The sequence below is a fragment of the Pseudoalteromonas sp. SG43-8 genome (assembly GCF_014164245.1).
In the GTDB taxonomy this organism is placed as follows: domain Bacteria; phylum Pseudomonadota; class Gammaproteobacteria; order Enterobacterales; family Alteromonadaceae; genus Pseudoalteromonas; species Pseudoalteromonas distincta.
This window is the reverse complement of record NZ_JACJEX010000005.1, coordinates 255,943-268,718: the sequence shown is the minus strand read 5'-3', so window position 1 is coordinate 268,718 and position 12,776 is coordinate 255,943. Positions and strand designations below refer to the sequence as shown.

The 12,776-nt window shown below is 38.4% G+C and carries 17 protein-coding genes; 12 read left to right on the top strand and 5 right to left on the bottom strand.

What is annotated here, in order from left to right; genetic code table 11:
* Nucleotides 1-48: 48 nt before the first annotated feature.
* From tdh to glpG, 3 genes are all read left to right on the top strand, one after another.
* Entirely contained in the window at nt 49-1,074 is a 1,026-nt protein-coding gene (gene tdh / locus H5122_RS12260) for an L-threonine 3-dehydrogenase (protein WP_024595694.1), read from the top strand.
* 68 nt (nt 1,075-1,142) lie between these two features.
* A complete protein-coding gene (gene glpE, locus H5122_RS12255) occupies nt 1,143-1,460 on the top strand; it encodes a thiosulfate sulfurtransferase GlpE (RefSeq protein ID WP_010554397.1) in 318 nt (105 codons plus the stop codon).
* Nucleotides 1,457-2,275 (top strand): rhomboid family intramembrane serine protease GlpG, encoded by an 819-nt coding sequence (gene glpG / locus H5122_RS12250; protein ID WP_024595695.1) that lies wholly within the window; start codon nt 1,457-1,459, stop codon nt 2,273-2,275. The genes glpE and glpG overlap by 4 nt, the downstream gene beginning before the upstream one ends.
* 3 nt (nt 2,276-2,278) lie before the next feature.
* Here glpG and H5122_RS12245 read toward each other — a convergent pair whose 3' ends face one another.
* Nucleotides 2,279-2,677, bottom strand: a complete 399-nt coding sequence (locus H5122_RS12245; RefSeq protein ID WP_002961049.1) for a flagellar basal body-associated protein FliL — start codon at nt 2,675-2,677, stop codon at nt 2,279-2,281.
* A gap of 154 nt (nt 2,678-2,831) precedes the next feature.
* Between H5122_RS12245 and H5122_RS12240 the strand changes: the two genes are divergently transcribed.
* Both H5122_RS12240 and ubiA read left to right on the top strand, forming a co-directional pair.
* The gene (locus H5122_RS12240) at nt 2,832-3,371 is read left to right on the top strand and encodes a chorismate lyase (RefSeq protein WP_182682156.1); all 540 of its coding nucleotides are present in this window, start codon (nt 2,832-2,834) and stop codon (nt 3,369-3,371) included.
* Nucleotides 3,368-4,246, top strand: a complete 879-nt coding sequence (gene ubiA / locus H5122_RS12235) for a 4-hydroxybenzoate octaprenyltransferase (protein WP_182682157.1) — start codon at nt 3,368-3,370, stop codon at nt 4,244-4,246. Before H5122_RS12240 ends, ubiA begins: the two co-directional genes overlap by 4 nt.
* A gap of 38 nt (nt 4,247-4,284) precedes the next feature.
* Here ubiA and H5122_RS12230 read toward each other — a convergent pair whose 3' ends face one another.
* The 3 genes from H5122_RS12230 to H5122_RS12220 form a co-directional block, all read right to left on the bottom strand.
* Nucleotides 4,285-4,905, bottom strand: coding sequence for a 2OG-Fe(II) oxygenase (locus H5122_RS12230; RefSeq protein ID WP_002961046.1), 621 nt, complete (start codon nt 4,903-4,905; stop codon nt 4,285-4,287).
* Nucleotides 4,906-4,996: 91 nt separating this feature from the next.
* Entirely contained in the window at nt 4,997-5,881 is an 885-nt protein-coding gene (locus H5122_RS12225) for a LysR family transcriptional regulator (RefSeq protein WP_182673818.1), read from the bottom strand.
* A 378-nt stretch (nt 5,882-6,259) separates the two neighbouring features.
* Nucleotides 6,260-6,682, bottom strand: a complete 423-nt coding sequence (locus H5122_RS12220; protein WP_002961042.1) for a DUF2721 domain-containing protein — start codon at nt 6,680-6,682, stop codon at nt 6,260-6,262.
* 75 nt (nt 6,683-6,757) lie between these two features.
* Between H5122_RS12220 and H5122_RS12215 the strand changes: the two genes are divergently transcribed.
* Genes H5122_RS12215 through tsaD form a run of 3 tightly spaced genes read left to right on the top strand, consistent with a single transcriptional unit; the run spans nt 6,758 to nt 8,746 of the window.
* Entirely contained in the window at nt 6,758-7,111 is a 354-nt protein-coding gene (locus tag H5122_RS12215; RefSeq protein ID WP_002961041.1) for a DUF2007 domain-containing protein, read from the top strand.
* Entirely contained in the window at nt 7,104-7,694 is a 591-nt protein-coding gene (locus H5122_RS12210; protein WP_002961040.1) for a YjaG family protein, read from the top strand. Before H5122_RS12215 ends, H5122_RS12210 begins: the two co-directional genes overlap by 8 nt.
* 38 nt (nt 7,695-7,732) lie before the next feature.
* The gene (gene tsaD, locus H5122_RS12205) at nt 7,733-8,746 is read left to right on the top strand and encodes a tRNA (adenosine(37)-N6)-threonylcarbamoyltransferase complex transferase subunit TsaD (protein ID WP_165744224.1); all 1,014 of its coding nucleotides are present in this window, start codon (nt 7,733-7,735) and stop codon (nt 8,744-8,746) included.
* 11 nt (nt 8,747-8,757) lie between these two features.
* On the opposite strand, the gene plsY is transcribed toward tsaD, so the two are convergent.
* Nucleotides 8,758-9,369 (bottom strand): glycerol-3-phosphate 1-O-acyltransferase PlsY, encoded by a 612-nt coding sequence (gene plsY / locus H5122_RS12200; RefSeq protein WP_002961038.1) that lies wholly within the window; start codon nt 9,367-9,369, stop codon nt 8,758-8,760.
* Between the two features lie 230 nt (nt 9,370-9,599).
* Here plsY and folB point away from each other — a divergent pair, with 230 nt between their 5' ends.
* From folB to mpl, 4 genes are all read left to right on the top strand, one after another.
* Nucleotides 9,600-9,959: a dihydroneopterin aldolase gene (gene folB / locus H5122_RS12195; RefSeq protein ID WP_024604056.1), complete on the top strand. Its 360-nt coding sequence runs from the start codon at nt 9,600-9,602 to the stop codon at nt 9,957-9,959.
* Nucleotides 9,960-10,448: a 2-amino-4-hydroxy-6-hydroxymethyldihydropteridine diphosphokinase gene (gene folK / locus H5122_RS12190; RefSeq protein ID WP_024604057.1), complete on the top strand. Its 489-nt coding sequence runs from the start codon at nt 9,960-9,962 to the stop codon at nt 10,446-10,448.
* A complete protein-coding gene (locus H5122_RS12185; protein WP_182670780.1) occupies nt 10,445-11,245 on the top strand; it encodes an undecaprenyl-diphosphate phosphatase in 801 nt (266 codons plus the stop codon). The genes folK and H5122_RS12185 overlap by 4 nt, the downstream gene beginning before the upstream one ends.
* A 175-nt stretch (nt 11,246-11,420) precedes the next feature.
* Nucleotides 11,421-12,776: a UDP-N-acetylmuramate:L-alanyl-gamma-D-glutamyl-meso-diaminopimelate ligase gene (gene mpl / locus H5122_RS12180; protein ID WP_182682158.1), complete on the top strand. Its 1,356-nt coding sequence runs from the start codon at nt 11,421-11,423 to the stop codon at nt 12,774-12,776.

Below are 12,776 nucleotides of genomic sequence, written 5' to 3'. Positions count from 1 at the left end.
TTATTTTAAACCGAAGCCTCGCTTCGGTTTTTTAGTTGAGTGTGGATTATGAAAGCATTATCTAAATTAAAAGCAGAACCGGGCATTTGGATGACAGATGCACCAAAGCCAGAAGTGGGTCACAACGATTTACTGATTAAAATTCGCAAAACAGCTATTTGTGGTACCGACGTACATATTTACAAGTGGGACGAGTGGGCAAGTAAAACCATTCCAACGCCTATGGTTGTTGGTCATGAATATGTTGGTGAAGTCGTTGATATGGGTCAAGAAGTTCGTGGCTTTCAGGTTGGCGACCGCGTATCTGGCGAAGGGCATATTACGTGTGGGCATTGTCGAAATTGTCGTGCTGGACGTGTACATTTATGCCGTAATACAACGGGTGTAGGTGTAAACCGTGAAGGTGCGTTTGCCGAATATTTAGTTATTCCTGCATTTAACGCATTTAAAATTCCAGATAACATTTCAGATGAACTAGCGTCTATTTTTGACCCGTTTGGCAATGCGGTACACACAGCACTATCGTTTGACTTAGTTGGCGAAGATGTACTTATCACTGGTGCTGGCCCAATTGGTATTATGGCAGCAGCTGTTGCAAAACATGTTGGTGCTCGCCACGTTGTAATTACCGACGTAAACGAATACCGCCTAGATTTAGCACGTAAAATGGGTGCTTCACGCGCTGTAAACGTTGCAAATGAAAAGCTTGAAGATGTAATGAAAGAGCTAGGTATGACAGAGGGCTTTGATATTGGCCTTGAAATGTCAGGTGTGCCAAGCGCGTTTAATTCAATGCTTAATAATATGAACCACGGCGGTAAAATTGCCATGCTAGGTATTCCACCATCTGATATGGCAGTTGATTGGAACCAAGTTATTTTTAAAGGTTTAGTGATTAAAGGTATTTACGGTCGCGAAATGTTCGAAACGTGGTACAAAATGGCAAGCTTGATTCAATCTGGTCTTGATTTGAACCCAATTATTACACATCAGTATTCTGTGGATGACTTCCAAGCTGGCTTTGATATGATGATTTCAGGTCAGTCAGGTAAAGTGATTTTAAACTGGGATTAACTCCCACCTAAATTACAAGAAGGGCGGCTTTAGCCGCCTTTTTTATACTATTAATTAAAGAGACTTCAATGGCATTTAAACATATTTCTATAGCGCAAACGTTAGAGCTTTTAGATAAAGAAGACGTGGTAATTGCAGATATTCGCGATCCTAATTCGTATCAAGCCGGTCGCATTCCAGGCTCAGAAGCACTTTCTAACGGTAATATCGCACAATTTATGATGGAAAAAGAATTCGATCAGCCAATTATTATTGTCTGCTACCACGGTATGAGCTCACAAGGCGCAGCTAGCTACTTAGTTGAGCAAGGTTTTGAAGACGTTTACAGTATGGATGGCGGCTTTACAGCTTGGGAAGCTGCTTACAGCGAGAAAGTAGAGCGATGATAGAGCTTGGCAGTTTAAATAACCCGCGCGCCGCACAGGGCTTTATAGATTATTTAAAAAGCCAAGGTTTACAAGGACAATTAAGCTCCTCAGATGGTAGCAATGTCATTATTAGTGTTGCGCCTGAGCATTTTCATCAAATACAACCTTTATGGGCCGAATTTACACAAAACCCTAACCATGAACGCTATCAACAAGCTTCATGGGATGTAGGTAGCACACAATCGCCGCTTAAATACCAAGGGCAATCACTTAATCTAATGACGCGATTTAAAGCGCTTAGCTGGTTAAATCAAACCGTAAGTATTGTAAGCGTTATAATTTATTTTGCTTTTTTACTAGGTGGTTTTGAGACCATTTACACCATGATGCAGTTTAAACCTACGCAGCCTTTAAGTTGGTTAACGCCCGCCCTCGTACATTTTAGCGCGATGCATATAGTGTTTAATTTAATTTGGTGGATGTCGCTTGGTGACAATATCGAAAAACAATGCGGAAAACTCACCCTAATAGGTTTGTTTTTAGTAACTGCACTTATAAGTAATTGGGCACAATACTTAATGGTTGGCCCCAATTTTGGCGGCTTGAGTGGTGTGGTGTATGGGCTACTTGGTTTTTGCTGGATTCATAGCTTTTTAAATCCTAACAAGCCTGCGCTTGTAAGTACGGCTATTGTTGGCTTTATGTTGATTTGGTTAGTGCTTGGGTTTGCTGATGTATTGTTTGTAGGTATGGCTAATTGGGCGCACTTAGGTGGGTTACTTAGCGGTATGGCTTTTGCCTATACCGCCAAAATATTTAACGCAAAACGTTAAATACTAATGATATAAATATTTAGTGAACAAGACTTCACGGATGATCTCTTGTCCTGTTTCTTCTTTTAGCAGGCTTTTTAGTTTTTCGGCGCACTTTGCACGTATTTCTTCACGGCCAGTAAGTGATTTTATTTTTTCTTCTGGTTCTTTAGATAAAATCTCTACTAGGGCATCACGAAGTAATGGCGTATGGTGTTCAACCACTGCAATATCAGAAGTATCAGTAAGCATTAAATCAATAGTTACACGCACATAGCCCATTTTTTTACTTGATGCGCCAATGTAGTTGGTGATTATATCTGGCTCAAAACCAAAATAACCAACTGTGGATTCAGCACGAGCTGTAAAGCTTATAACGCTTACAAAGAACGTAAAAAGACCTGCGTATACTATTTTTTTCATATTTAAAGCGTTTCTTAAAACTTGTTACAAATAGTTTATACTTAATAGTAGGTAATAAACAGCGCCAAGCAATTATTTATGGTTATAAAACATCACTTTTTCAAAAGCTTTGGCAATGGTATCATCTCGTTGTTTTTTATTTTGTTGAGCTATTGTGATTACTTATCCTCTTTCTATATCTGCTAATTGGCAGTCCACTTCTTATATAAGTGACTTATCTCCTCTAGAGCAAGAGTGGCTTTTTGAACAAAATTCATTAACGGCTAAATTAAAAAGTAACTCAAAAACTTTTAATGTAAAGGTATTAAGTGAGCAGTTATTTACTTTAAGCCCAGAGCAAAACTTACTACTAAACAGCGCAGCTGAAACAGCTATTAATCGAGAAGTTCTCTTACTGTGCGATAACAAACCTGTGGTGTACGCACAAAGCTGGCTTCCTAAAAATGATTCTATTAATCCTTTGCACAATATGGGCGAGCGTCCTTTAGGTGATGTGATTTTTCAAGACCCAGCATTAAAACGAACGGATATAGAAATTGCTTATTTTGATGACACGCACCCTATTCAGCAATTAGTTACAAAATTGAACTTACCCGAGAAAAACTTACTAGGGCGTCGAAGTGTATTCTCACTCAAAGAATATAAGTTTTTAGTGTGTGAAGTGTTTTTACCTGGAGCATATTTATACTCATGAAATTAGCCGCTTTAAAGCCAAAACATCTTCCTTATTATATACAGTTAATGCGTATAGATAAGCCCATTGGTACCTTGTTATTACTTTGGCCAACATACTGGGCTTTATGGCTTGCTAATAGTGGGATGCCGAGCTTACTCAACTTTATTATATTTACGCTGGGCGTTGTTGTTATGCGAAGCGCAGGGTGTGTAATCAATGATTTTGCAGATAGAAAAATAGACGGCTCGGTAAAACGCACAGCTCAACGGCCGCTAGCTTCAGGACAGGTGAGTAGTGGTGAAGCACTTAGCCTATTTTTACTACTCATAGTTATTGCGTTCATTTTAGTATTAATGCTTAGCGTTAATACTATTTTGCTTTCTTTTGGAGCTTTGGCTTTAGCCTTTTGTTACCCCTTTATGAAGCGCTATACACAGTTACCTCAAGTTGTTTTAGGGGCTGCATTTGGTTGGGCTATTCCTATGGCGTATATGGCTTCAATTAATGCACTACCACAGCAGGCATGGTTATTATTTATAGCCAATATTTGCTGGACAGTGGCTTACGACACCATGTATGCGATGGTTGATAGGGACGACGATTTAAAAATAGGGGTAAAATCAACCGCTATTTTATTTGGTAAATACGACCGCCATATTATCTTTTTACTTAATGCTGTATTTATAGCGTTGGTTGCTTTTATTGGTATAAGCAATCATTTAAGTGTCGCGTTTGGCGTTGGTTTAAGTATTGCTGCGGGCCTATTGGCATACCAACAAACGCTTATTCATAAACGTGAAAGAGATGCTTGTTTTAAAGCGTTTTTAAATAATCATTACGTGGGTTTGGCTATCTTTATAGGGTTATTACTTTCATACCCAATAGCATTTTAAAAGCCTCAATAAATGCTGTTAAAATGCTCTATTAGGAGTTATCGGGGCGGATCAATAATGCCGCTAATAGAGGCGTTTTTCCTAAACCAGCCTGCAATAGAATAGCGATCGTCAACGGCGGGAAGTACTTCGTGGGCAAAGCGTTCGCTTTCAAACATTACTAATGTGCCAGCAGTTGGTTTAATTGTTATTTCTATCTCTTTACTTTTAGGTTTATAAATAACAAGTTCGCCACCTTGCTTAGGCGTATTTAAATAAAGTACCGTTGTAAATACTCGATTAGAGCGACCTTTAAATGCATCTAAGTGCTTTTTGTAAAAATCACCCTGTGTATATTTTGCATAATGGCATTCGTAATCAAATAACCCCATAAAAAAACTGCGATTTAACGTGGTCTTTATACTTTGCATTATTGCTTGATAGGTAAGCTGTGCTTGAGAGCTGCCGTCAAACCAATAGGTTTTATCAGTACGTACGGTTTTATCTATTTGTAAGTCATTTAATCGACCAATACCAGCAAGGCTAAAGTGAGGGTTTATACGGTGGCAGTCTGCAACTAAATCGTTAACTAAATCGGCAATAAGCGCGTTATGAATTACGGTATATCCTTGGCGTTCTATATCATCTAGATAGACATCAGGACCAAAAAGTGTGTTCATTCACATCAGCTGTTAAAAAAAGGTGCGACAGTGTAGCCGAAAAGCTGTTAAAAGCTACTGTTTATTGTGCCGCACTTTTTGAAACATCAGATTAGCTAAATGCAGCACCCGCTTTTTTTATAAGCGATAGTAAATGCTCTACATGTTCAGTAATCGACGTCTGTTGGCTTGTTTGTACAACGAGTTGTTCGTGGTTTAAATCTTTATTTGTTTTAAGTTGTACTAATTCAGAATTCTCTGCGATTGCATTAGCATGTTCAATGCTTGCAATAGCAAAATGATCTGATTTAACTACACCTGCCATTACTTGCTCAATACTGCCCACTTTAATACTTGATGATTTATTTAAAGAATCAATTGCTTCATTAAGCATAGTTTGTACTTGTTTAGACTCAGAGAAACAGCCAAACATCGGGTAGCTATCAAGGTTTTGTTTACTTATATCGTTTTTATGGGCAAGAGGGTGGTTTTTTGAAACAAATAACACAAGCTGATCAGGTAAGTGAATGTCACTGCCAATACTATTAATAGCTTGAGAGTATACGCTAATATCTATTTCACCCTGTTGGAGTTTGCGTGTTAGCTCTTGCTGATCTTGAAGCTGCATCTCAATTTTTATATGAGGGTATTGAGCCAAAAACTGCCCACAAGAAATAGGGACTATGCTGCTTGCCTTATTGGTATACCCAATTACGAGTTTTTCATTAGCATTACCGTTTACTGATTGAAAAATCCGCTTTTTTGTTAGCTCAAGTTCCGATAGAGTCGTTTTAGCATATTCTAGAAAAAGTTCGCCTTCTGGCGTTAATTTAACTGAGCGTGTTGAGCGTTTAACTAATTCATATCCCATTTCATCTTCAAGTGTTTGAATGCTGCGCGTTAGCGCTGAAGTACTAATTTGGGTTTGTTCAGCAGCTTGTCTAAAATGACGTAATACACCAAGTGCTACAAATTGCTCTAATTGTTCAAATCTCACTTTATAGTCCCTTTTTATAAGTAAGTCGCAGATACCACGGGCATCAAATACATTAATTTTTTATTCTAAAGTTTAGTAAAATTCTATATTGAAATACGTTTGTAAGTTCATACGTGTTTCCAGCAGGATACCCCCCTTTTAGTATTAATTAAAGAGAAAAGCGACCAAATAGTATTGCTTTTTAAATTCATAACTAGTTGTTTATTGTATTTTATCTATATTTTTGCAATGGGTTATCTAAGTAAAGTTATTTATTGTCAGTGAGTTAGTTAGTATATTTGGATTTAATTGTTCTAATTAATAAAAAAGTACGCCCCAAAAAGGGGCATTCATACAACATGATTATGACAAATAATAGGTTGTTTTATTTATAATACTCTATTTTACAAAATTTCTATTTATTCGGCTGCTTAGTGGTTTATTTTCAATGCTTTGCAGTTCTATCTCGATTGCATCACAGGAAATATGTATTTCAAATAAAGACGTTAATAACGATAAACTCAAGCAGGCTAAGCTAATACCAAATAAAATAATTCCTGTGGCATTAAACTCAATAAATAATGCAAACATTGATAGAGTACAAAGTAGAAACGAGGCTACCCCGTACACCTGCATCGTTCTAATTAGCTTAATACGTTTGCGTAAGTTAGTGATTTGAGCCACTACAACAGGCCGAATAGATTCACCCTCACGCGCATTTAGCTCCCTAATTAATTGCGCTAAAACTAAAAATCGGTTTGTATAGGCAAGTAATAGCAGCGATATGGCCGGAAAAAGTAAGCCTGGGGTTGTTAATGTCATGTTTATTCCTTAAAAGTACAGCATGCTAATAATCTAGCGCAGGATATTGTTAACACAAAATAAATGAGGTGAATATTGCAAAATATTAATAATAACAATTCAACAGATAGCTCTTTTCAATGGGTTACAATTTATAAAGCTGAAAATACCTTGGAAGCGAATATCGTAAAAGGCTTAATACAAACTGCTGGAATAGAGTGTAAAATTAAAGGCGAGATGCTCCAAGGGGCGCTTGGAGAAATTCCATATGATCAGGCGCAAGTTAGTGTGCAGGTTTATGCGATAAAAGAGCGCCATGCGCGGCAAATATTGGTAAACTATCAACAAGTAAAACAATCCGCTCCAGATTGGGTATGCCCTAATTGTAATGAGCATAATGGATCAACATTTGATTTTTGTTGGTCGTGTGAGACGTTAAAGAATGACTAAAGCAAATAATTTTCAGCGTATTAGAGAGCTTAACTATTTACAAAAGGCCGTCTTAGCAAGTGCTTTAATAGAGCGAATGCTGCCAAATTACGGTTTATTTAGCGAAGCAACGGGGTTTGGTGATGAAACCTTATTACGTAATTCGCTTAATGTTTGTTGGGAAAAAATCTTACTGCCTAAAAGTAAAATAGATCTCGAAAAACAAGTTGAAAAAATAGAGCCAAATGTTCCTGAACTTGCTGATTTTGATATGTTTGGTACTTATCCTGCTATTGATGCTGCAACGTCTTTACTTAGCTTAATGCATGGTTTAGTGGCGCAAGATGAGCAAGAGTTCATTAGTGTGAGCAAAATATCTCAAGCAACAGTGGCTCGCTTTATTGAATACCAAATGACGGTTGAAGGTGAGATTGCTGATAACACAGCAGTGAGAGAGCACCCATTAATGCAGTACGAAATAGAAGTATTAGGTGAGCTAATTGATTTTGTAGAAAATATGGGGCGTATTACCTCTGATAGCGTAAAGGCACTAAAAAAGTTTGCACTTGAAGATGGCCAAACAAATATTGGTCTTACGTTATAAAAGAAGCAAAGTAGAATTTAAAAGGCAGGAGAAGTACAGTGCGAATTTTAGGCATTGAATCGTCATGTGATGAAACGGGTATTGCAATATATGATGATGAAAAAGGCTTGTTAGCTCATCAATTATACAGCCAAGTAAAAGTACACGCTGATTACGGCGGTGTAGTGCCGGAACTTGCATCGCGCGATCATGTTCGTAAAACATTACCACTTATAGATGCAGCTTTTGCACAAGCAGGTTGTGGCCCGGAAGATTTAGACGGTATTGCTTATACTGCAGGCCCAGGTCTAGTTGGTGCATTATTGGTAGGTACGTCTATTGGTCGTTCATTAGCATACGGTTGGGATATACCTGCGGTAGCAGTACATCATATGGAAGGGCATTTACTTGCTCCGATGCTTGAGGAAAATACCCCTGAGTTTCCGTTTATTGCATTGCTTGTATCGGGCGGTCATACCATGATGGTCAAAGTAGCGGGTATTGGACAATACGAAGTACTAGGTGAGTCAGTTGATGATGCCGCAGGCGAGGCCTTTGATAAAACGGCTAAGTTACTTGGTCTTGATTACCCCGGTGGCCCGCGCTTAGCTAAAATGGCTGAACAAGGCGTAGCAAAGCGCTTTGTATTTCCTCGCCCTATGACCGACAAGCCAGGTCTTGATTTTAGTTTTAGTGGTTTAAAAACAGCGGCATCAATCACGATTCGTGAAAATGACGACGACGATCAAACCAAAGCTGATATAGCGCATGCATTTCAAACTGCGGTTATTGATACCCTCGTTATTAAGTGTAAGCGTGCGCTTAAACAAACAGGTATTAAGCGTTTGGTTATCGCCGGTGGCGTAAGTGCGAATACACAGCTTCGACTGCAGCTCGAACGCGTAATGAAAGGTATGAAAGGCGAAGTGTTTTATCCGCGTACTGAATTTTGTACCGACAATGGTGCAATGATTGCTTATGCCGGAATGCAACGTTTAAAAGCAGGGCAATTTGCCACGCTTGATATGAAAACAAAACCTCGTTGGCCTATAGATAGTCTTGAGCCGATTTAATGACTCATATTTTAGATATTTTTGTTTTCATCGGTGGGTGCTTTTTTAGCACCCACTTTTGGTTCTTCCCCACTAAATAATCGAATAATATTAGTACGGTGACGAAATATAATTAACAGCGTGATAAAAGTAACGGGAAGAGTATAAAGTGGCTTTATTAGCCATGTATACAAGGGCGCTAAAGATACAGCTACAAGCGCGGCCAGTGATGAATAGCGTGTTATTGCCACTATAACTAACCAAGTACACACAAGTAAACCTGCCAATGATAAGCCAATAGGTAATAATGAGCCAAATGCCGTTGCTACGGCTTTACCGCCTTTGAAGCTAAAAAACAGTGGATACATATGGCCTAAACAAGCAGCTACTGCTACTAAACCAAGCTCTAAAGGTTCAACTTCTAAAAAATAAGCCCCCCATACCGGAATAGTGCCTTTTAAAATATCAAACACTAGAACCAAGCAAGCCGGAAATGCTCCGCCTAATCTATAAACATTTGTAGCTCCTGGGTTATTAGAACCACTATTACGAGGGTCTGGGAGTTTGAACAACCGCGACACTAAAATAGCCGACGAAATCGACCCAAGTAAATAAGCTAAAACAAACATTATAGTGGCTAACACGCGCTTCCTTATTTTTTAATTGCTATACCAATTGATAGTGCTTTTAGGCTATTATTGGCAGCAAAATTTATCGTAAAAATTATTAACGGGCTATTTAATAGCTAGTTTAGTTATTTTGCTATTGTAGAAGTTATTTTTACATATTTAAACACTGGCTAAACCATATACAGTATTAATTTTATTGATGCTTAGTATAGTTGCTTAGTAGTTTGTTGTTATTTGGAGTATCAATGGATAAGGTTTTTATATCTCAATTGCACGTCGACACTATTATTGGAGTGTACGACTTTGAAAAAGAAAGTAAACAGAGCCTTTATTTTGATATTGAAATGCTAAGCGATATTAAGCCTGCAGCTGAAAATGACGATATTAATTTAGCACTCGATTACTCAAAAGTAAGTGAGCGAGTTATTGAGCACTGCACTTTAAAACCTGTAGAGTTGCTAGAAACTTTAGTTGAACAATTAGCGCATATTATTTTAAGCGAGTTTAATACTCCACAAGTTACCATAAGAGTAAGTAAACCAGCAGCAGTAGCACAAGCGCAAACTGTAGGTGTTGAAATTACACGTGTTAAGGCAACTGACTAAATGGCTCAAATTTATATCAGCCTAGGGTCAAATATAAATAAAGCGCATTATATACAATGTGCATTAATTGCACTTAAGCAGCACTTTGAACATATTGTACACTCGTCTGTTTTTGAAAGTGAAGCAGTAGGGTTTGCTGGCAATAATTTTTATAATTCAGTCGTTGGCGCTACAACTGATATGTCGCTTGTTGATGTATGCGCTTTATTAAAACAAATAGAGCGTGATAATGGACGCACAGCGAACGACAAAAAATTTAGTCCACGAACGCTCGATTTAGATTTACTATTTTATGATGATGTAATTTGCGCTTCTCCAGCACAATTACCACGAGATGAAATAACTAAAAACGCATTTGTATTACAACCTCTTAGCGAGGTTGCCCCTGATTTCTATCATCCTGTAGCTAAACAAACGATTGCGCAGTTATGGAATGAATATAATAACCCTCAACAAAAGCTATGGAAGGTGGAGTTTTCTAACCCATGAGTATCATCGAAATAATTATTTTAGCCCTCATACAGGGATTTACTGAGTTTTTACCAATATCTAGTTCTGCGCACTTAATTCTCCCATCGCAAATTTTAGGCTGGGAAGATCAAGGGCTTGCGTTTGACGTGGCAGTACATGTTGGTACTTTAATTGCCGTTGTTATTTATTTTCGCAAAGAGGTCGTCGACATACTCAGTGCGTGGTTTAAATCCTTTGGAGCACAGGGTACTAGTGATGATAGTAAGCTAGGTTGGTGGATAATTTTAGGCACTGTGCCTGCCGCTATTTTAGGCTTACTTTTAAAAGACTTTATAGAGTTGTACCTACGAAGCGCTTGGGTAATTGCTACTACCACAATTGTGTTTGGTTTATTGCTTTGGTACGCGGATGCAAAAGGTAAGCAAATAAAAACTATTTATCAGCTTAATTGGAAAACAGCACTTATTATTGGTTTTGCACAAGCTGTTGCAATGATCCCGGGAACTTCTCGCTCAGGTATCACGATGACTGCTGGTTTAATGCTTGGAATGAATAAGCAAAGCGCAGCGCGTTTTTCGTTCTTACTGGCAATTCCAATTATTTCTATGATGGGGCTTTATTATACTGCAGAGCTTGCTTTGGGTGACCATGTGGTTGATTGGAATACATTATTACTAGGTGTAGTGCTATCGTTCTTATCGGCTTATGCATGTATATTTATGTTTTTAAAAGTAATAGAGCGAATGGGCATGTTGCCATTTGTGATATATCGTTTATTGCTCGGTGTAGGTTTAATAGTATTTTTAATGATGTAGCAAATAATGACTAATAAAAAAGCCTTCTAATTAAGAAGGCTTTTTTATTATCAAGTGGTCATTTTGGCACGAGTGAAATGCTTACTCGCAATGGTAACTAAGCACGAATTTTGGCATTATAGCGCCATTAAACTTTGCATAGCTGTAAAGTGAGCATACGATTTAAGGAAAGTATATGCATATACATATTTTGGGCATTTGTGGCACGTTTATGGGTGGCATTGCAGCCATTGCTAAATCATTAGGTCATAAAGTAACGGGTTCTGATCAGAACGTATACCCACCAATGAGTACGCAACTCGAAGAGCTTGGCATTGAACTGACTCAAGGCTATGACGTATCTCAATTAGAGCCAAAGCCAGATATGGTCGTTATTGGTAATGCAATGAGCCGGGGTAACCCATGTGTTGAATATGTGCTTGATAAAGGCCTGCCTTATACTTCAGGCCCTGAGTGGCTTAAGCATAACTTACTGCAAGATTCTTGGGTGCTTGCGGTTGCTGGTACGCATGGTAAAACAACCACAGCAAGTATGCTTGCGTGGGTATTAGAGTACGCAGGTTTAAAACCAGGGTTTTTAATTGGCGGCATAGTGCAAAATTTTGGTGTATCGGCAAAAGTGGGTGAAACGCCATTTTTTGTTATTGAAGCCGATGAATACGACACTGCTTTTTTTGATAAGCGCAGTAAGTTTGTACACTACCTCCCGCGTACACTTATCTTAAATAATCTTGAATTCGATCACGCTGATATTTTTGAAGATTTAAACGCAATAAAAAAACAATTTCATCACTTAATGCGTACATTACCTCAAAGCGGCAAGGTAATTTGGCCAAAGCAAGACGTAGCGCTTAATGACGTAATAGCACAAGGGCTTTGGAGCGAAAGCGAAACGCTAGGCGATGATTGGAGCTATGAATTAATAAAAGCCGATGGAAGTGAGTTTAATGTATTACTTAATGGCGAAAAGCAGGGCACTGTCTGTTGGCAAGCAATAGGCGAGCATAACGTTAAAAATGCGATTATGACTATCGCAGCAGCGCGCCATGTGGGTATAGCCATTGATCATAGTATTGATGCGTTAGGAGAATTTATTAGCCCTAAAAGGCGTATGGAGCTTAAGGCTGATATAAATAATATTAAAGTGTATGACGACTTTGCGCATCATCCAACGGCAATTAAAACAACGCTTGCGGGCTTGCGGGCAAAAGTAGGCGATGAAAAAATTATCGCTATTTTAGAGCCGCGCTCAAACACCATGAAAATGGGCGTACACCAACATACATTATTAGATTCACTGCGTGATGCTGACGAGGTACTACTTTTTGAACCAGAGAATCTAAATTGGTCGCTAAAAGAGCAAGCAGATAAAGCAGGCATGCAGTGCTTTAGCAGCACGCAAACAATTATTGATACGGTGCTTGAAAATATTGAGCCTAATCAGCATATTTTAATTATGAGTAATGGCGGCTTTAATGGCCTTCATCAACACCTTGTTGATGGCTTAGCTGATAAATACAGCGGAGAATAG